Origin of the sequence: Sphingobium sp. B2, from assembly GCF_007693735.1 — a bacterium.
GTDB lineage: Bacteria > Pseudomonadota > Alphaproteobacteria > Sphingomonadales > Sphingomonadaceae > Sphingobium > Sphingobium xenophagum.
On record NZ_VDBZ01000004.1, the window covers coordinates 82,304 to 100,579 of the forward strand.

Genomic DNA, 18,276 nt, shown 5'->3' on the forward strand with positions numbered 1-18,276 from the left:
GGACAGGGCGGCGCACGCTCCTATGCGCTGATTAGCGTGTTTCGACATCGAATTGCTCCTCGGAAAGGCGCGTCAGCCAGAAACGGCCATTTTCAATGCCGTAGCCGATGCGTAAAATGCCCCGGAATTTGCGGATTACGCCGCCGATGACACGGACCTTCTCGACCGGGACCACGATCTCATGGGCGGTCCAGCGGACCGGCTGATCGCCCCGGATATAGGTGGCGATCGACAGCGTCGGGTTGTTCGCCAGTTCATCGAGCATGGTATTGAGGCTGTCGCGCATCGCGCCATAGGCGGAGGGGTGGACGAGCCCCAGCAGCTCCTGGAACTGCCGGTCGGCTGAGTAAGCCGACCAGGTACCCGACAGCGCGACGATGTTGCGCGTCATGGCGACGATGTAGGCTTCGGACGGTGTATTGCCCGAGACATGAAGATCACCCGTGGCGCCAAAGGGGACGATCACCGTCCGGGCATTCTGGTTGGTCGTGTAGATGACCACGCCCAGCACGGCGGTGACGCCGAACATGCCCGCAATGGCAACCTTGAGCAGGCGGTTTTCCTCGAACAGGTTGGCCGAGCCCTGCAGATAGCGATGGATGCCGTAGCTGGCAGGTTTGCCCAGCAGCGGATCCTCCTTTGTCTTATTTTGCCCGAACATGCCCATGGCGCTCACTCGAAGAAGCGGGTCTGGGTAGGACCCGGATAATAAGGAAAGGAAACAAGACCCCAGCGCCAGGCGAGATGGGGAAGATAGCCCCTGGGCTTGGTCCGCTTCCACGGGACGAAAAGGAGAAGGGCAGCGATGAGCGCCCAGCCGACAAGTCCGCCCACGATCGCGGCCACGAAAATGCTCGAGGTCGCGAGCAGAAACTCGTCAGATCCAAACCACAGGATCTGGACGGGCCGATGCAGATATTGCGGAAGGCGTTCGTCCATCTGCCCTTCTCCTCTTGGCTTCATGATACCTTCAAAGGTATCATCCTCCAGGAACCGACCATCGGTTCCCAGCCTGTTGCCGGTGGGGGAAGCGCCTGGTCAGCCAGGTGCCTGCCCCACCTTCGCGTCTCAGATGACCATCCCGAAAGTCTGGAGAATGGAGTCCGCCTTGATGAGGCAGACGGCCGCGACGATGGTCGGGATGCCGATCATGATATTCGAGAAAAGGCGCGACACGCCGAACAGGAAGGCAGCGACGCCGCCCACAAATCCCATCGGACCTTTCACGCCCTGGTTCACGACGATATCGTATATGTCGTAACCAAGATCGCCCTGGGCGGGCGCCGAGAAGGCATGGACCGGGCCACCGACCAGGGCCATCGCGCCTAAAGGGAGGCCGACATTGGCCACCGCCAGGACCTTGTTGCCAAATTTGTGCATCATAGCATTGCTCCAAAAAGGAGCCGTCCAACCAAAGCCTGCCGGCATCGAAGGAAGATCGGTGTCGGCCGGGGCGTCGGTGGACGGCTCCATGAGCCCGCCGCCGCCGGCATCCTGGTTCATCCGCGCTGGCCAGTTGGGGCCGGGCCGGATGCCGTCTGCAAAGAGAGTGTGCGCAGCCGCGATGGCGCGCGCCCGTTCAGCGCCGCACATCTGACACTGCCTTTGCAAGCGCAGGCTTTGCGTGCCGATCGAGGAACGCTTCAAGTTCAGCCTGCTGAAAGCCCGAGATGAGCTTGCCATCGGCGATCAGCGTTGGCGTTCCCGAAACGCCCACCTTGGCGACCAGTTCAGCGTCCTCCGCAACCTTGGCACGGCCCTCCGCGCACTGGCGCAGGACGGGCGGTGTCTGGCCGGAATAGGCCGCCCGGAAGGCAGCCTCGCGATCGGGCGAGCATAGGATATGCTCGGCCTTGGCGGCCGCGGTCGGGTGGATGCCGCTCACGAAGAAGATGAGACGCCTCACCGGCTTGCCTTCGGCAGCCTTGGCGCTCCAGAAGCGGTCGAGCGCCTGGCAGTAGGGACAGTCGGGGTCGGTGAATTCTATGACCGTGGGCGCATCTGCAGGGCCGATCGCCAAGGCCTTGGCAGGGTCGATCGCCTTGAGGCGGCGCGTGGCACCCTGTTCCTGCGCCAGCGCGGTCAGGTTGACGCCGTTGCGGTCGTAGACCGTGGCGAACAAAAGATGCTCACTTTGCGGCGCATAATAGATGATCCGGCCGCCAGCGGTCGCCTGATAGATGGGGCCCTCGACGGGCGCGGGACCAAATTCTTCGAAGCGCAGATTGGTGAAGGTCTGTTGCAACTTGACCTGGGCTTCATTGGCCGCGTTGCGAAGCGAAGCTGCTTCGCGCGGGATCAAGACAGGTTCGTTTCTCTCCGATGGAGCGGCTTGCGCTCCTGCGCCATGAAGAGGCATAACAGCTGCAAGGAGAGCGACGAGCATTGCCGCGCGACTGGAACATGTTCTGGTCATAACCGCAAAATCTCCCAAGAGGGGGATCGGAACGGATGCGGGCTGCCGATCGCTCGGAAATTCTCACCCTGGCTGCCGTCTCGACAGGGGCTTGAGTGGCGGGAAAAGCTTGCTTCTCGCAAGAGACAGGGAATTTCAGTTCCGGTTTAAGGTAGTTCAGTTCCGGTTATCGGAAATCCATTTCCGATAACCGGAAGTATATTTCCGGTTTCACCTTATGTTCCTTCGGCGAAAGCATCGACGTTGCGGAGCCACGTTGGACCGGCATTTGGATTGATCGCGAGAGAATCGCTGTTTGTGGCGGGAGAGCGAATATGGGGAGTCAGCAATCCAGGGCGTACAAGCTTCAGCTCTCCGCTGAGGGCATTCACCTATTTCTCCAGTGCCACTGTCGCTTGTGTCACCTGATTGGCGATTTTCTACCCTATGGAACAACCCTGTTCGTGGCGGTCGATCTTCTTCATCGATGCGAGGCGACCGATCTAATAGCCGAACTGCTCGATCCTCAGCTGGATCGACTTGTGGGGCGCAAAGTTCGACATGTCGGAACGTCCTCGACGCTTTCGCGGCTTATTGAAGATATCATCAGCACAGCAGTTCACTCCGCAGCCATTCATCCTTCGCCCCAGGTCTGGAAACTCTTCCTTTCAGCTCTTGTGCACATGCAGGGCACGGAGGATGCGCAGGTCGTACGGTCATTCCGGGATATGTCCCGCAAGACAGGACGGCCTTCCCATCGTTCTGAACGATAGTAGCCTGCGCGATACTATTTTTGCTCGCAGCGGAATTTTGGTCTCGCAAAAGCGACTTTCTTGTAGTTGACGCGCAGTTTTATTTACAACAAGTTGCCAAGCACAGGCGATGTGATTTGTACTTTTGAGCCGCTGCCAGGGGGACCTGCAGATGACGCCTCAAAGTCCACAAACAATCGATGGCGGAATATTATCGTTGATCAAGGAGCTTTCCGGGAAGCTTATCGAGCGGCGTCGCCGCAGAGACCGGATTTCTCAACACAGCCTGGCAAAGACCGTCGGCTGCAGCGAACGCTGGATTCGCGAACTTGAGGGTGGCGCTGGGGCACCTGCGCTTGAGGATCATATTCGCTGCGCGCATTCGCTGCGGATGACCACGACTCAGTTGTTCATTCCTTTGCTTGCGATGGAGCACAATATGAAATTGCCGCGTGAACTTTTGCTTCAAGATGATCTGTGGGAGCTTGAGAGAGATATCCTTGAGGTCGTGAACCGATATCAGGCCGTAGCGGTCGGGCGCCTTGCCTCGCGTGCTGGATCTGTCACGCAACCCGACCAGTACCGATAGAGACCGGCATGTCTCCGGAACCGGTGGTAGCTGAAAGAGCCTATATCCTGCTCAAGGCTGATATTATGGCGGGCCGCTTCCCGCCGGGCAGCATGCTCATCGAAAGGGCGCTAGCTGCCGAGTATGGCGTATCCGTGTCGCCGTTCAGAGACGGAGCCCAGCGCTTGGTCGGCGAGCATATGCTCGAAATTGCCTTCGGCGGTGGTTATCGCTTGCCTGATCTGACGCCGGACAGCCTCCGAGATCTTTACCGCTGGCATAGCCATCTCCTACGCCTTGTACTCAAGGGAAACCGCTTGTCTGAATTTGGGACTGCAAGGTCGCATCCTCAAGCCGAGATGAATGGCCAGGCATTGGCGAAGGCGGCGACTGATTTGTTTCTGTCAGTCGCATGGGCATGTCACGATAGTGAACAGGCAAGGGCCCTGAAGTCTGCTACCGAACGACTCCATATGGCTCGCCTGGGGGAGTTTCGCGTGTTGCGCAACTTGACCTCGGAATTGCGGTCGGTCGAGATCGCGACCACTTCCGGTCAAGGTTCAGACCGTTTTGAGGTCCTTTGGGCCTATCACAGGCGCCGAATTCGTCGTGTCGAAAGAATTTGTGAAAGCATCACTTCATAACCATGTGGTGCAATATGAAGACGTTGTCTCAATTCATGTCAGCCACATTTTGGTTGGATAGCATTATAGTACCGACTGGTTGCACATACGAGACCTTATAAGATGGCTGATCAATTGGGGCCTGACTTACCATGATTGGGCTGCAAGGAGTGCAGCAGTCCAAAGAAGGAGGTAAGTATGGAACGCGACAACCATCTGGAAGCCGACCTGGTCGACCTGGGATCGGTGACCGAGCAGACGAAGGGCAACAACGGCGTCGACATCGACCAGGCTCAGCAGCGGCTGCAGTCCGGGCTTTCCGACGACTGAAACGGTGGCGCGCAGGCCATGCTTGCGCGCCATACAGCTAGAGAATTGCTCATGGCCTATAAGCTGCGATCGGGTGTCTCCTATGTATGGGTTGGATCTGCTCCGGTATTTCTGGATCTCGATCATAACCGATATTTCAAGATGTCATCCAGTGGTGCATCCGCACTTATGCGGCTGGAACAAGGTCAGATGGCAATGCCTGGCGACGCCGAGATATTGCTCGGATCCGGCCTCATTTCCGCTGCAGAATGCGCTTCGCCTGTTGGACCAACGGGGAATATGCCTGAAATCACTGGTTCTTATTTTGACCAGGCGAGGCCGCCGACCTTGAGGCATGTCATGGTTGCCATCATCGACCAGCTATGGGCTTTCGCCGTGATACGCTGGGGCGGGCTGGCGGGCGCGGTAGCAAAGCTGGAACACCGGATACAGCAAACGCGTGGTCTTGAATGTCCCGATGATATTGGCCGTCTGGTCGGAGCCTACCGGCTCATTGACCTGATTCTTTCTGCCGAAAAGCGTTGCTTGGTGCGATCATTCGCGCTTGCCCGATCCCTCACGAGATACCGCGTAGGATTCAATCTCGTGATCGGCGTCCGCACGGGGCCGTTCGGTGCACATTGCTGGATTCAGAAAGACCAAATAAGCGTCACCGACCACCGCGACAAGGCGCGTGAGTATGTGCCGGTGCTCGTCCTGTGAACCGCGCTCGCTATCTCATATTGTCCGGACCCGGCAATCTCGTCCGCATGCGCGCTACGAAAGTCGCAGCGTTGGCCGGACTGAAAATGGCTATCAATCGGCCAAATTTCCTGCTGCTTGCCGATCAACCGGTGGCAGATTTTAACCAGCCGCTAAGGACGGCGGTCCTGCTAGGGTGGCTCTATCGCCGCGATGGCGCGAAGAAGCCAGTCGATCTCTTCGATCCTGCAGACGCGCGGGACATATTCACCCCGGAAGGAGCCATCCATGCCAAAAAATATTGGGGTTCATATGTTGCGATCCTTCACGATGAGGATCACGACACCACCACGGTGGTGCGTGACCCTTCGGGGGGGATGCCATGTTACTATATGAAATCGCAGGGCGTGACGGCAATTGGTTCAGATATGGCGTTGTTTCGTCAAGTCGGCCTTTTGGGCTCCGCCATCGATGATGAGCAACTGGGTCGTCATCTGTATTTCTCGAATTTGAGAACAAGTCGGACATGCTTGGCTGAATTGAATGAAATTCCGGCGGGCTTTCAGTTGGCCATTCAGCATGGGAAGAGCGAGCTGGCGCAACGGTGGAACCCTTGGGGTTATGCCAAGAGACAGGAATATTATAGCGAACCGGCTGCAGCAATATCGGATCTGCGAGCGACACTGACCTCCACAATAGGGGCATGGGTCTCGCGATTTCCGACGCTTGTCGTGGGATTATCAGGTGGACTTGATTCATCGATCGTAGCGGCGGCAGCCGTTCAGGCGGGGGCGAAGGTCACAGGCCTGACCCTTGTGACCGATGAAACTGCTGGCGATGAGCGCTATTATGCTCGCGCAATAGCAAAATTCCTCGACATCCCTATGGAGGAGGCGTTTTTCAGCGCCGACGATACCGATCTTGAAATGAGCCATGCAGCGCATTTGCCACGGCCGTTGGCCCGATCCTTTGCTCAGTCAGGAGACCAAGCCTACCTCGCTGTCGCCAGCGCGGTAAGTGCCGATGCATTTTTCACCGGGTCGGGTGGCGACAACGTGTTTTGCTTCCAGCAATCAGTCCTTCCAATCGCAGATCGGCTCCTCTCTGAAGGCGTTGGCCGAGGGGCATTGGTGACTGCTGCAGAAGTCGCTGAGATGGCAGAGACCAGCATCATACGCTGCGCGACCTTAGCTGCCCGCCGCGCGTGGCTGCGCAAGCCGCACTATCGCTGGAAACCGAAGGCGGATTTGCTGAGTCGGGATTTTGTGAGCCGCTTAGGCGCGGAATTTTCGCATCCATGGCTTGAGGTGCCAATCTGTGAGCTGCCGGGCAAGGCAGCGCACATTGCTTATCTCATCCAGATACAAAACCATCTCGAGGGATTCAGAAGAGAAACGGTCCTGCCGATGATAAACCCCCTCATGTCTCAACCGATCGTAGAGACGTGCCTGCGCATTCCCTCCTGGTTCTTTTGCATGGGAGGAGAAAACAGATCGATCGCAAGAGCGGCGTTCGAGTCCCGTCTCCCTGACTCGATCCTTCACCGCAGAACGAAGGGCGGCCCCGATGGCTTCCTGCAACGACTGGTCGAACGTAATCGGAGCAAAATTAAAGATATGCTTCTGGGCGGACATCTTGCAGCGGCCAATATCATCGATCGCTCAGCAGTGGACGCCGCAATTAAGCTGGAAGGAGACAGGCACAACCATATGCATTTCCGAATCCTCGAACTCGTTGATGCAGAAGCATGGGTAGCCGCGATGAAGGCGTCATGACGATATCCTATGGTGCCAAATTTTTTTGAGCCGCCATCGCCCGCCACCGATCATAGGTTGATTTCTTTTTAGCTGACGGGTCCTCCTCATGCTTCAGCCAGAATTTGAACCAGTCTATGTTCCTTTCATAGATAGCAAAACGGTGGGCAGGGCCGGTCTTGATATGGTTTTCATTCGGGAAAATATACAATTCCGTTGGGCGATTATTCGCCTTTAGGATCCCGTAGCTCTCCATCGCCATCAAATATTCGTTGTCCGAAACCTGCATCAGGATTGGGAGATTGAATTTGTCGACGTTGCGTTCGATGGACGTGGTTGACCAGAAATGCGTTTGATCATCGCTTAAAGATGGATACCCCATAGCGATAAGCTGCTTTGCCCATGCCGAGCCGCCGTAGATCTGCGTCGACTTCGGTTCCTGAAAGCCGGTCGAAATGGATGCGGCCGCGAACCGGCCAGGGGCGTTGACCAATGCAAATTGCACGGTCGAAACTCCGTCGCTCAAACCTGTGATACCTACATGATCGATATCAATGCCGCCGTGAGATTCAACCAAGGCGATGCCGTTCATCAGGGCGGAATGCACACTGCGTCGGTCATTCCAGTCGCGTTGATTGATGGTTCTTGCGTCCAGCGCTGTTCGGATCGAGCCATCCTTGACCGTCATATAATAGTCGGCAGGTCTCTGCAGGCTTAGGACTGCAAAACCCTGTTCAGCGAGTGGAAAAATCGGATACTCGTCTCCGACACCGCCACGCAAAAAGCCTCTTGTGAGATACTGGACCACAATCAGTGGGATTTTCGATCGGTTAGAATGCTTCTGCGGCAAGACCAAATCTCCGAAGCATTCGATGCCAATTGAATTTTTCCAGCGCAGGCGCTTTACTCCTCCCATCCGTAACCCGCGAAACGACGGATTGGGGTCGAACAAGATTGTTCTTGCGCCGCTATCGGAGTTGATACGAACGATCCGCCGCGGCTGATTGGACGCTTCGTGAAGGCAGATGAGCGTGTCAGAAGCCAACCGACAACCGGTGATAAGGTCTTCGGTCTTCAATATGGCCTTCGGGGCAGATTTCATATCCCAGCTATAGAATTGCAGCTCGCTATTGCCCCAGCCCGCGCGCCGGAGAAACAGCAGCCTTTTCGCTCCCTCAATCCACCACATATTCTGAATCCCGCTTGCACAAGCAGGATCATTGCAGCGCTCGCGGCGGCCATCAGCATTTTGAATCCACAGATCTGTGGGGGATGAAAGGCTGGTCCAATCCCGCCGCACTAGCTGAACCGCAAGGCCTCTGCTCCCCGGTACTGAGCGAAGAAGCCCCTTTGACGTGCGATAATCCGATCGTTCGGCGCGCTCGGAAATTTCTTCAATCGTCGCGAGACGCAAGTCAGCGCCGCTGGCCGTCAAAGATTGGAATCGGATCGGTATGGGGGCAGGGATGGAGGGACGGGCTGCCCTATTAGGTATGAAGCTGTCGTCATAAAGAAAGCCAGCGCGGCCTCGCTGATCGATATCAGCCTCTAATTTCGCTGCCTCTGGCTCGTTGCCAAACAATAGCATTCCCGCAGACGTCCATCCGATCTCGCGAACGGCTGTTTCAGACGTCGTGGTAAAGACCACGCTTGCGCTATCGACCGATACGACACGGGCCTGCGGGATGCTGGAAACCAGTACCAGATATGCGAGATACTGGCCGTCTGGCGACCAGAGCGGATTGTTGATGAGGGACGTCCCGTTGGTTGTGCGGAACCCGCGAATGCTCTGCACGTCGTTGATGAGGCCGCGGGTCATGTCCAGGATTTTCAAAGGCCTCTGGCTTTGGGAATCGATGGTGACCAATGCCTGACAATAGTCATTCAGCGCCGGACCGGCCCGGCTGAGGACAAAAGCGACATGCTTGCCATCAGGTGATAGCGCCAACGGGCTTTTGGGCAGATCGGTGCCGAAGTTCGGCCCGATATCGCGCAGACCGATCAGATCGGTCGTTGTGACACCGCGATTGTCCGCATGCCCATTTGCATCATCGTCAATAAGATTACGGCAAACCAGCGGGGCTTCAGTGGCGGTTGCCTCTGCATGAGAAGCCGCCACGATTATGCCGGCGCATGTCGCCAGCAGGGCAAAGAAATTCACGGCCCTTCACCACGACTTCGAGATCGAAAAGCTGATATATCGACCCCATGGTGAGTAATTCGCGGAATCGTACGGCGCCTGACTGACCTGGGTTGTCGCAATCACAGATGGCTTGTTGTTGAAGATATTTTGTGCGGAAAGCGAGAGGTCCATGCCGCGAAAAACCGGCGTTGAACTGTCTATTTTCAGCCTGGCAGTCAGATCGAATGTGGTCATCGAAGCGACGTCATATGTCACCGTTGCGCGTCGATCTTCCACCCCACCGATATAGTTCAAGATCGGGGTTAGCCTGAATGGCCCGTGGTCCCATGTGAAGCCAGCGCTACCCCGCAGATGCGGTGGAAAGAATAAGGTGCCGGCCAATTCGGTATCGGGCTGCAAAGCGCTCAGGCGTTGTTGACTTTCAATATAGCTCGCATTTGCCCAGAAAGAGATGTCCCCCATTCTACCGACGTCGGCATGATGGCTTACACTAATGTCGACGCCGTCGATTTTCTGACGTGCCGCATTGGCATATTGACTGTAAATGATCGCTCCCACTTTCGCAGGGTTCCAAGGATTGCTGGAATTGTTGAACAACAAGGCGCCGTCGAGCGCCGCATTGATCTCGTCAACGGCCGGGTTCACGCTTACAAGATCAGCATAAATCGGATTGCTGAGCGCCTGGGTGATGTAAGTGACTGGGGTCACGATCCGATTCCGATAGCGGATCGAATAATAGGTTATCTCAATCTTCGAATTGGGTGATATCGCGGGTTGAAGTATCGCTGATGCGGTCCAGTTCGTGGATCGTTCCGGTTTCAAATCAGGGTTTCCGCCGCCGCTGTACAGTCCCACTGTCCCTGTCGGAAACCCAGTTCCGCCAAATACCCCAATATTGTAGACGCTTGCGCCGCGGACACTATGCAATTGGTAGAGAGTGGGCGCCTTGAACGACTTGCCCCACGAGAGCTTGAACATCACCCCATAGCCCGTCGATAACACCGCGCCGAGCTTCGGCGTCGCCACATCTCCTATTCCAGGATAGTCCTCGTAACGAACTGCGCCATTGAGAATGAGCGATTGGAGGAACGCGCTGCTATCGTTTGATCTGACTATCGGGGCGTTGATTTCGAGGAACCCATAACGGTTATCCTGACTTGCTCTGATGCTCTGGCCGTTTTCGACCAGGCGATTATAGGAATGGAGGAAGTTCTTACGATATCCACCGCCCAGTGCAGCTTTGATCGCACCTGCGCCGACATCCAACAACGTCCCTTGGGCGATGCCTTCGACGCTGAATGCTTTGTTGCAATAACAGAGTTCAGTTCTCGTAAGAACGCTGTTCCAGTAATCATCGGACTTTGCGAGAGTTCGATCCTTGGCATAGACGCCCGAAAAATTCACCTTCCAAGAATTGCCTACGTCCAGGCTGATATTGGGTGCCACGCTAATCGTTCTGGTGTCCGTTACTCGGCGCAATCCCTGTATTCGATAGTCTCCAGCTGCTGACGATCCAAATGCCCGATCTGTCGTGCGTTCGCCATACAAGCCATCGATGCTCAACGTCACGCCTGGCATGAGGTCCTGGTGGCCGCTAAACAATATATTATCGCGCTCGAATCCTGGATACAGGGTCAGACCGGGCGAGCGAACTGCTGCATATCCACGTTGACTTGATAGAATCGGCGTTGAGTGCCCGAAATCATAGGCCAAGATGAAGCCGCCGGTGTTCCAGGTTGTGCCGCCGGTCACGCTATAATTCTGCTGTACGTTCCCGCCATCGGTGGAAGCGCCCCAATAGGCGCGTGTTGTCAGTCCACTATAGTCCTTGCGCAGGATGATATTGGCGACGCCAGCTATGGCGTCGGAGCCATAAATGGCTGATGCTCCATCGGTTACAATTTCCATCCTTTCCACAGCAGCAAGAGGAATGGCCGAAATGTCGATCGACTGAACCGCTGTGTTGAATGCTAGTCGGTGGCCATTGAGCAGCGTGATGGTGGCATCGGAACCCAGACCACGCAGGTTAATCGATGTGCCTCCTCCCAGATTGCTGCCAATGCTTTCTGGTACATTCTGGCCAATTCCCGGATTTTGCCCCGCGCCTGAAGCGACCGGCAAAGCTCTGATCGCCTCGCCAAGACTATTATATCCGTTGTCGAGCATCCTCTCGCGATTGATAACCTGTATTGGTGAGGGCGACGCGACGCCCGCAATCAGCGATCCTGTAACCACGATCTCGGTACTGGCGCTGTCCTGACTCACCTCCTTAGCGACTTTTGAAAATCGCTCCCGGATCAGAATGGCTCCGTCGCGCTCGACAGCCGTCCAAGATGTTCCCTTCAGAATGATTCCGACCGCTTCGAGCGCGGTATAAGTTCCGTTGAGCGCGGGAGCCCGGCGTCCCTTGACCGCCTCTGTAGGAAAGATGATGTCTTGGCTGGCTATGTTGCCGATAGCGCGTAATGCGGCGTCCAGATTTTGCTGGTCGAGGTTCCAGTTCAGCTTATGCTCCGGTTTGGCCAACGAGGGCGTGGCCATACTCATCAGAGCCAGAGCGAAAACCGAACTGACCGACTGCCATCTAACCTTGCTCATCGTTGTCCCCTATATTTTCCGGCGTGGTTCAAAGCCGGTTCCATTGGGAGTAGCGACGAGCGGGTTGCGCCAATTATGATGGCATTCGACAATTTCCTTTCGACGGCGTCGAGCAGTGGCGCGCAAGATGAATGGAACTGGGGCTGCTCATGACGACTAAGCCCAGCATGTCTCCGAGATTTCGCGCCAGCCGTGCGCTATGAGAAATACGAAAACTTCCCGATACGCGAATATCCTCGATATCGGGTGCCTCGCTGACCAGCGGAATAGAAGCATAGCGGTTAACTTCTGCGAACAGATCCCCAAGGCGAACATTCGTGAAATTCCTCAAGCCATTGGGCCAGTCGCTGTCATTAACGTCCACCTCTCTGATCTTTGTGGGCCGGGCGATGGTATCATTCTCAAGTTCAACCTGCTCGCCAGGGATGAGTTGGACTGGCCGCTGGAGAAGCGCCACTTTGGCCGCGGTTTCGATCTCGACGTCAACAGCGCCTCTTACCAGCCGAACGACAACATGGTTGCCCGGCAGAAGGTCGACGTCGAATATCGTGCCTCGAGCTACAACCTTCCCGCGGCCGACATGAACCGTGAAAGGCCTGCTCTCATGGGCGACGGTAAAGCGCGCGCGACCACGTAATAGTCGGAGGCTTCTTTGGATATCGTCAAAATTCACCAGCACAAGGCTGTTTGTATCGAGCGTGACGACGGAGCCATCCTTAAGATGAAAGGATTTAATGTCGCCGGTGGCGGTAACAAGCGTTGCCACGGCCTGATCGGAGAACCGTGAAGCGTCTTTCGTGGCGAACTGGGTCGTTGGCTCGTCTCGAATGGGGGCACTCCGCGCCCAATGCGCGACAAGGGCTGTCGCTCCGAGCAAACCGACCAGTAGCAGGGCATATTTTGTTGCTTTCGTGCGAGACCGGTTTTGCCGGGTGTCGATGTCAAGCGCCTCGCTCATGGTCACGTCCGCATCTTCGGGCAACTCCTTCAACCGCTTGCCGATACTGTAGGCTTCGGCGATGCGGTTGTAGGCGGCACGGTGAAGCGCGCCACGCGCCAGCCACGCCTCGAAATCCTTTCGCTTGATCTGCGCTTCTTCCTGGTCGCGCATGATCGCGAACCAATCGGCGGCCTCCTCCCTAAGTTGGCCATGGCGACGCGGCGGCTCGGTGTCTTCCATTATTCCTGTTCCAGGGCTGCGTCGATATGGGCGAGGGCGCGGGCAACATGATATTGCACAGTCGGGATGGAAATTCCCATGTTTTGCGCGATCTGCCGGTAGGTCAACTCGTCGACACGATGTGCCAGGAAGATTTCTCGCGTTTTTTGAGGAAGCTCCTCAAGTGCGCGCCGGTAGACCCGCATCACGTCTTCGGCCTCGATGCGGACGGCCTGGTCCGGCGGTATCGCCAGTTCAAAGTCCTCGCCGATCGGCACGTGGAAGGCCGCGAGGCGTGTCTCGAGTCGTTTGTAGCGATCCAGTAGGAGATTTTGCGCGATGCGCTGGAGATACGCGGCTGGTCGGGGAAGCTCGGCTCTGGCCATGCACCCAATGAGGCGGAGAAAAGATTCCTGTACGAGATCACCTGCATCATCCCGCGAACGCAAGCGCGCCTGAAAATAGCGTCGCAGCCGCGGCGCCTCAGTTTCGTAGATATGCCGAATGTCACTGACATCCGGTCCGGCATTTTGCTGAGCAGCATCCTGGCTCATCCCGTGTGGGGCGTTGCAATTATTTGACGACATGAAATCACGGTTCCTCACAGCACGGCAAAGATCCCCTGGCCCAAGCCAGGCGTTATCTTGAGTGAGGTGAGCCGTATCGCTGTCGTAACAGAACAACGTCGGCGCTCGACCCGCATGTCGAGCTTCGAGATACCTACAGGACAATCCTGCGAGCGACTGCCATAGTCCTCTCGCATAGCGATCATGCCTTGGTATCGGCGTTCGATCAAGCCCGGTCGATTAACGTCCAGTCGGCATATGTGGCTGCCGTCGCTTGTGGGAGAAGTTCCAGCCGGTCCCCTCCATTGAGGCGTTAATTGACCGGAAAGCGCATCGCATATAGATATGTGGGTGGAGTTAGACATGCAGAAAGTTGATCAATTCGATTCGCTTGATCGTCGGCGCGAGAAGCAGCGCGCCCGCGAGCAGGATGATCACGACCTGAGATCTGGTGTCATCTCGCCCGAGGCATTGGGGCAGCGCAACGGCTTTTTCTCCGGCATCGATTTTTCGCGCGCCTCTGTGCGCCGTTCGCGGCGGGGCGCTGCCTGAGCGACAATCACTTAGATCCAGCCGCCGTTCTCGATATTGCTTCCCATCTTGTTCTGGAGGATGGCGCATTCGTCATCGGCGGACAGGCATTGAACCTCTGGGCGGAATTCTATTCCGCAGCCGACGAGCTTCATCTCTACCGCCCATATACCTCCAAGGATATCGACTATTTTGGACGGCGTGAAGCCGCGCAAAAGTTGGCGCAAGCGCTCGGAGGCAAGCTGCTTATCCCAGGGATCGACAATCAGACACCCGAAACCGCGATCGTTGAGGCGGTGGTGGACGGGATAGCCATTCGTATTGATTTTTTGGGCCATGTCCTTGGCGTTAGGCCCAAGGAGCTGACGGCAGGCGTCGCCGAAATCATCGTGCCTTATGAGCGAGCTGGCTTCGCAGGGCAGGTTGCCATCCCTGTGATGAATCCACTTCACTGCCTGCAAAGTCGGATCGCCAATCTGCACATACTGAAACGACCAGATGATACCGCCCGACGGCAGGCTGCAGCAGCTCCCATCGTGCTGCAGGAATATATCAGTCACGCCCTGCGAGACGGCGATCATCGGGAGGCGACCCGTACCTTGCAAGGGCTGTTTCGTTTCCTCTCTCGAGATCCGTCAGGCCGGCAAGCGCACCGGTTGGTAGCCAGGGACCCCCTCGACGTCATGGTAGCGTTTGTGGATGATGACCGGATCGACGCCCGCTACCGCGAGAAGATATTGAAGCCTGCCATTGCGAAAATTGTGAGACAGCGATCGGCGTTTGGGCGTGCGATCGCTGGGCTTAGCTTCCGCCGGGAGAGATAGTAGGAGAAGATCAGGGATCAGCTCGCCCCGCAGCTACAAGTCTCACGATCTCCTTGTGCCGCGCAGTACCATACTATCTCTCCTTCGGCCATTTCCCTTCAATTGCTTATTTCACCGCGGCTTCCGCATTGATTTTCAACTTTGCGATGCGCCCAGAGCATACCTCATGCACAAGCTCTCCGAGTATCTGAATTCTGCCTTGAAGCCAGACGAGCTCTTCGGACGAAATCTCAAAATGCTTCGAATGTTGGCCCTTGCGATAGGCGTCCTTCAATTTTTGATACATGGCACGTTCCGCGTGCGTTGCGCGAGGCCAGGCATCAAAGAGCCGCCGGTCCAAGCCTTCAGCCATGCCCCTGAGAAATACGATATTCGTACTGCGTGGAGCATAGAATGTGAGGGTTGTCAGAACGCATCGGTAAAGCTTTTCCGTAGCCTGGTGAAAATCAAACGCGGCGTCACTGTGCCGATTATTAGTATGACTAAATTTTGCTAACTCGAATCGCCACATTGCTCCAGGAAATAGTTCTTTAAAGTATTCCGCTGCCATAAGATAAGCCTGTTCAGGCGTTTTGGGCTTGGCTTCTGCCAGCGGTCGATCATCAGACTGGTAAAGGATCACACCATCCCTGGCGATCTCGGTAAAGAGAAGTCGCCCATGAGAAAGGCCGTCATTCACCTGCTGCAACGTATGGACGATGAAGTTGACCGGCGTGCGGATGATTTTCTCGACTTGATGTGCGTCGAAAAGGCGTTGCTCGGTCCCTTCCCAGTAAAGCACGCCGTCAGTCAATTCCTTCTGATTGACGATCACCAGGATGTCATAGTCGGAGGTGAACTGGTTGGCATCGAATGGTGCATCGACCCAATCGCCCCTGGCATAGGATCCGAAAAGGATGACCTTGAGAATCCGCGCGGACTTGCGTCGTCCCGTTGCCTCTTGTGTCGCCTCGCGAAATCCCTGGAAGAGGATCTCCACAACGCGATCGAGTTCGCGCTGCTTGGACATCGGAAGATGATTGAGGTCGGTCCGCATCAGTTCAATCTCTAATCCTGTTATCAACGCCCGCCATGCGGGTCACCGGACCCGTTCTACCACGACACCAAAGTCGAGTGTCTCCCATGCCCGGTCAGCCGTCACTGCAATCGCTTCCCTACATAGTGCCAGCGCCAGACAGGAACGAGCACCAAGAGACAAGCCGATACTGCGCGTATCGCTGTGCAATTTCCCGCCGACGTCAGCCTGGTTTCGATCGACCGGTACGACGTCGATGTCCAGCGCTGCCAGCATCGTCTGCGCCTCTGCAAAATCGACACCTTGATCCGCAAGCATTGCCAACACCTCATGGTAGTTTACCGCCGACACCAGAGCACCGCTCAATCGCTTCTCCACCTGATCCGAGCCGGGTTCGCCAAATAGGAGACATAAAAGCGCCGATGCATCAAGAGCATACACGGCATTGGGCCTTTTGTCAGTCACGTGCAGCCTCGGCTCGCCGCTCGGCAATCAACGCCTCGGAGACGAGGCCCTCATTCGGCGCGAAGGCGCGTAATCGTTCCTGCGCCTGTCGCAAGGCCGTACGCGCTGGTCGTATACGAACTTCCTGGCCAGTGAGTTCGAAGAGAACCGTATCACCACTCTGCAAACCCAGAGTGCGGCGAACATCGGCGGGAAGGGCTATACGCCCCCCTGCAATGACCTTGCCTCGCAGGACAGTCATGGCACATCTTTCCTCGCTGGTGCCGATGTGGCGGCTATATCTTATTGGGCTCTTCGGTATCACGCTATTTTCAGGCGTAAATGCGGAGATCTCGTCGCCGAGGTTGATGCAATGTCCGATCAGGATATCGATCGCTTCATCTAGCGCCTGTTTCGTCAGGTCAGCCAGTTTCAGATCAGTGCACCTGCCATCGACTGGGTCATCCCCACGCACCAGCGCACCGAACTCCTCCAGACGCGTCGAGCGACGATGCGCTGTTGATGATGCATGGTCCGTGGAAAGACACGCCTGATAAATTCTTTCACCCTCGATCTCGGCAAGATAGACTTGGAGCAAAGAACCCAGATAGGGACTGGACGATAATTTGCGCCCCATCTTCTTAAGGATTGCAGCTTGCATTTTCAGGATGGTTCGGCACGCGATTGCCCGGCAGGATAGAGGCCAGCCGCCTCGATCGCGAATCTGCGCCGATATGTTCGACGCGGGCATCATCCATGACTTCCGATGGAGCGAAGGGAAGACCACTCTTGCGTCCATCCTCTGCCGGGCATGTCTGAAAGAAGGCCGGTGCCCGTCATAAATAGCCCGCCATTCGAAAGCTCGTCGTGCCTTTTCGCGCTACGACCAGATGATCATGGACGATGACGCTGAGGCTGGATGCTGCCTTGGCGATCCTTTCGGTTAAATCCCGATCTGCCAGGGATGGCCTGGAGCAACCGGAGGGATGATTGTGGACGAGGAGAATCGCTGTTGCCTCCAAGTCCAGGCAGCGTTTCAGGATTTCGCGGGGCCAGGCCTGAACGGCCGATACGGTTCCAACGCCCATCACCTCGTCCGCTATCAACTCGTTGCCCGCATTAAGGAACAGAACCCGAAACCGCTCGATCGGGTCATAGGCCATTTGCGCCCTCAAATAATCGAGCAAAGACTGATCGTTGGATAATATGGGCCGCTGCATCAGGGGAGCCCTCAGCATCTGTGTCATCGCACGCCGGAAGCTCAGGAAGGTTTGCTCGACCTGGATCGAACCATTCAGCAATTCGATCCTTGCCGCCGAGCGTGCTGAGACAGCCTCGCCAAGAGAGCCAAATCGGGTAAAGAGGCGTTCTGAAAGTTCCTGCGCGCGATCAGGGCAGGTAAGGCCGATCAGTTCTTCCAAGGCGCGTCGACACCCAGATGCGTCAATCGCATCTGGTGCCGCCAGGTGGCGATGATCAGGCCCAGTTGGGCGAACCAACTCCATACCGCCAGCGCCTGCATGTAGGCACGGGGAACCACAGCTGGTGCAACCATCAGCGCTACATGAATGACGACTTCGGCACCCAGCATCCCGGCGATCCAGATCGGCCAGAAACGGGTGCTCCGAATTGAAAGCCATAGGAAAATGCCCAATATCAGCAAATCGATGATCAGGATGCCGACTTCGACTCCCTGAAACCGGATCCCGAAAGGCGACGCGACAAACACAGTCAGGCTTGCGCCGCATAAAAGCGTGGCCGCACCGATACGTTCGGGTTGGCCGCCCTTTATGAAGGCATAGGCGCTGCTCAGAAGCAGAAGAGCCAGAAACAGAGCTTGTCGCGTCATGACGTAAAGGAACGACAAAAGTCCCGATCCGTCAATTTCTCTCG

At 56.3% G+C, this 18,276-nt stretch carries 20 protein-coding genes; 6 read left to right on the forward strand and 14 right to left on the reverse strand.

What is annotated here, in order from left to right; translation table 11 throughout:
• Positions 1–31: 31 nt before the first annotated feature.
• The 4 genes from FE851_RS21245 to FE851_RS21260 form a co-directional block, all read right to left on the reverse strand.
• Positions 32–661: a TraE/TraK family type IV conjugative transfer system protein gene (locus FE851_RS21245; RefSeq protein WP_409994518.1), complete on the reverse strand. Its 630-nt coding sequence runs from the start codon at positions 659–661 to the stop codon at positions 32–34.
• Between the two features lie 11 nt (positions 662–672).
• A complete protein-coding gene (locus FE851_RS21250; RefSeq protein WP_019052702.1) occupies positions 673–939 on the reverse strand; it encodes a type IV conjugative transfer system protein TraL in 267 nt (88 codons plus the stop codon).
• 129 nt (positions 940–1,068) lie between these two features.
• Positions 1,069–1,383 carry a hypothetical protein gene (locus tag FE851_RS26340; RefSeq protein WP_026149605.1) on the reverse strand — a complete coding sequence of 105 codons (315 nt, stop codon included), beginning with the start codon at positions 1,381–1,383 and terminating at the stop codon, positions 1,069–1,071.
• 196 nt (positions 1,384–1,579) lie between these two features.
• Positions 1,580–2,302 (reverse strand): DsbC family protein, encoded by a 723-nt coding sequence (locus FE851_RS21260; protein ID WP_145206696.1) that lies wholly within the window; start codon positions 2,300–2,302, stop codon positions 1,580–1,582.
• Positions 2,303–3,319: 1,017 nt separating this feature from the next.
• Here FE851_RS21260 and FE851_RS21265 point away from each other — a divergent pair.
• From FE851_RS21265 to FE851_RS21285, 5 genes are all read left to right on the forward strand, one after another.
• Positions 3,320–3,736, forward strand: a complete 417-nt coding sequence (locus FE851_RS21265; protein WP_019052705.1) for a helix-turn-helix domain-containing protein — start codon at positions 3,320–3,322, stop codon at positions 3,734–3,736.
• A gap of 8 nt (positions 3,737–3,744) precedes the next feature.
• Positions 3,745–4,359, forward strand: coding sequence for a GntR family transcriptional regulator (locus FE851_RS21270; RefSeq protein ID WP_019052706.1), 615 nt, complete (start codon positions 3,745–3,747; stop codon positions 4,357–4,359).
• A gap of 177 nt (positions 4,360–4,536) precedes the next feature.
• Entirely contained in the window at positions 4,537–4,668 is a 132-nt protein-coding gene (locus FE851_RS21275) for a benenodin family lasso peptide (RefSeq protein WP_019052707.1), read from the forward strand.
• A gap of 51 nt (positions 4,669–4,719) precedes the next feature.
• On the forward strand, positions 4,720–5,370 hold the full coding sequence (locus FE851_RS21280) for a lasso peptide biosynthesis B2 protein (RefSeq protein WP_019052708.1): 651 nt from the start codon (positions 4,720–4,722) through the stop codon (positions 5,368–5,370).
• 47 nt (positions 5,371–5,417) lie between these two features.
• Positions 5,418–7,124 (forward strand): asparagine synthase-related protein, encoded by a 1,707-nt coding sequence (locus FE851_RS21285; protein WP_145206697.1) that lies wholly within the window; start codon positions 5,418–5,420, stop codon positions 7,122–7,124.
• A 7-nt stretch (positions 7,125–7,131) separates the two neighbouring features.
• Here the strand turns inward: FE851_RS21285 and FE851_RS21290 are convergent, their stop codons facing one another.
• The 4 genes from FE851_RS21290 to FE851_RS21305 form a co-directional block, all read right to left on the reverse strand.
• On the reverse strand, positions 7,132–9,264 hold the full coding sequence (locus FE851_RS21290) for an Atxe2 family lasso peptide isopeptidase (RefSeq protein WP_145206698.1): 2,133 nt from the start codon (positions 9,262–9,264) through the stop codon (positions 7,132–7,134).
• 6 nt (positions 9,265–9,270) lie between these two features.
• Positions 9,271–11,844 (reverse strand): TonB-dependent receptor, encoded by a 2,574-nt coding sequence (locus FE851_RS21295; RefSeq protein WP_145206699.1) that lies wholly within the window; start codon positions 11,842–11,844, stop codon positions 9,271–9,273.
• A gap of 73 nt (positions 11,845–11,917) precedes the next feature.
• Positions 11,918–13,024 (reverse strand): FecR family protein, encoded by a 1,107-nt coding sequence (locus FE851_RS21300; protein WP_145206700.1) that lies wholly within the window; start codon positions 13,022–13,024, stop codon positions 11,918–11,920.
• Positions 13,024–13,557, reverse strand: coding sequence for an RNA polymerase sigma factor (locus tag FE851_RS21305; protein WP_019052713.1), 534 nt, complete (start codon positions 13,555–13,557; stop codon positions 13,024–13,026). The genes FE851_RS21300 and FE851_RS21305 overlap by 1 nt, the downstream gene beginning before the upstream one ends.
• A gap of 375 nt (positions 13,558–13,932) precedes the next feature.
• Here FE851_RS21305 and FE851_RS21310 point away from each other — a divergent pair, with 375 nt between their 5' ends.
• Positions 13,933–14,121 (forward strand): hypothetical protein, encoded by a 189-nt coding sequence (locus tag FE851_RS21310; protein ID WP_145206702.1) that lies wholly within the window; start codon positions 13,933–13,935, stop codon positions 14,119–14,121.
• 11 nt (positions 14,122–14,132) lie between these two features.
• Here FE851_RS21310 and FE851_RS21315 read toward each other — a convergent pair whose 3' ends face one another.
• From FE851_RS21315 to FE851_RS21340, 6 genes are all read right to left on the reverse strand, one after another.
• A complete protein-coding gene (locus tag FE851_RS21315) occupies positions 14,133–14,681 on the reverse strand; it encodes a hypothetical protein (protein WP_019052714.1) in 549 nt (182 codons plus the stop codon).
• A 349-nt stretch (positions 14,682–15,030) separates the two neighbouring features.
• The gene (locus tag FE851_RS21320) at positions 15,031–15,960 is read right to left on the reverse strand and encodes a nucleotidyltransferase domain-containing protein (RefSeq protein ID WP_145206703.1); all 930 of its coding nucleotides are present in this window, start codon (positions 15,958–15,960) and stop codon (positions 15,031–15,033) included.
• 42 nt (positions 15,961–16,002) lie between these two features.
• Positions 16,003–16,380, reverse strand: a complete 378-nt coding sequence (locus tag FE851_RS21325; protein ID WP_145206704.1) for a type II toxin-antitoxin system VapC family toxin — start codon at positions 16,378–16,380, stop codon at positions 16,003–16,005.
• Between the two features lie 16 nt (positions 16,381–16,396).
• On the reverse strand, positions 16,397–17,137 hold the full coding sequence (locus tag FE851_RS26570) for an AbrB/MazE/SpoVT family DNA-binding domain-containing protein (protein ID WP_217996404.1): 741 nt from the start codon (positions 17,135–17,137) through the stop codon (positions 16,397–16,399).
• 82 nt (positions 17,138–17,219) lie between these two features.
• On the reverse strand, positions 17,220–17,804 hold the full coding sequence (locus tag FE851_RS21335; RefSeq protein WP_186378957.1) for a RadC family protein: 585 nt from the start codon (positions 17,802–17,804) through the stop codon (positions 17,220–17,222).
• Complete coding sequence (locus FE851_RS21340) at positions 17,792–18,250, reverse strand: hypothetical protein (RefSeq protein WP_222422988.1); 459 nt, start codon at positions 18,248–18,250, stop codon at positions 17,792–17,794. Before FE851_RS21340 ends, FE851_RS21335 begins: the two co-directional genes overlap by 13 nt.
• Positions 18,251–18,276: the final 26 nt, after the last annotated feature.

What these genes read in the sequence shown, in the direction of transcription:
- FE851_RS21295 (WP_145206699.1), bottom strand. Translation starts at nt 11,844, where the DNA reads ATGAGCAAGGTTAGATGGCAGTCGGTCAGTTCGGTTTTCGCTCTGGCT.
- FE851_RS21315 (WP_019052714.1), bottom strand. Translation starts at nt 14,681, where the DNA reads ATGATCGCCGTCTCGCAGGGCGTGACTGATATATTCCTGCAGCACGAT.
- FE851_RS21320 (WP_145206703.1), bottom strand. Translation starts at nt 15,960, where the DNA reads ATGCGGACCGACCTCAATCATCTTCCGATGTCCAAGCAGCGCGAACTC.
- FE851_RS21300 (WP_145206700.1), bottom strand. Translation starts at nt 13,024, where the DNA reads ATGGAAGACACCGAGCCGCCGCGTCGCCATGGCCAACTTAGGGAGGAG.
- FE851_RS21305 (WP_019052713.1), bottom strand. Translation starts at nt 13,557, where the DNA reads ATGAGCCAGGATGCTGCTCAGCAAAATGCCGGACCGGATGTCAGTGAC.
- FE851_RS21265 (WP_019052705.1), top strand. Translation starts at nt 3,320, where the DNA reads ATGACGCCTCAAAGTCCACAAACAATCGATGGCGGAATATTATCGTTG.
- FE851_RS21285 (WP_145206697.1), top strand. Translation starts at nt 5,418, where the DNA reads ATGCGCGCTACGAAAGTCGCAGCGTTGGCCGGACTGAAAATGGCTATC.
- FE851_RS26570 (WP_217996404.1), bottom strand. Translation starts at nt 17,137, where the DNA reads ATGATGCCCGCGTCGAACATATCGGCGCAGATTCGCGATCGAGGCGGC.
- FE851_RS21310 (WP_145206702.1), top strand. Translation starts at nt 13,933, where the DNA reads ATGCAGAAAGTTGATCAATTCGATTCGCTTGATCGTCGGCGCGAGAAG.
- FE851_RS21270 (WP_019052706.1), top strand. Translation starts at nt 3,745, where the DNA reads ATGTCTCCGGAACCGGTGGTAGCTGAAAGAGCCTATATCCTGCTCAAG.
- FE851_RS21275 (WP_019052707.1), top strand. Translation starts at nt 4,537, where the DNA reads ATGGAACGCGACAACCATCTGGAAGCCGACCTGGTCGACCTGGGATCG.
- FE851_RS26340 (WP_026149605.1), bottom strand. Translation starts at nt 1,383, where the DNA reads ATGATGCACAAATTTGGCAACAAGGTCCTGGCGGTGGCCAATGTCGGC.
- FE851_RS21280 (WP_019052708.1), top strand. Translation starts at nt 4,720, where the DNA reads ATGGCCTATAAGCTGCGATCGGGTGTCTCCTATGTATGGGTTGGATCT.
- FE851_RS21250 (WP_019052702.1), bottom strand. Translation starts at nt 939, where the DNA reads ATGGACGAACGCCTTCCGCAATATCTGCATCGGCCCGTCCAGATCCTG.
- FE851_RS21245 (WP_409994518.1), bottom strand. Translation starts at nt 661, where the DNA reads ATGTTCGGGCAAAATAAGACAAAGGAGGATCCGCTGCTGGGCAAACCT.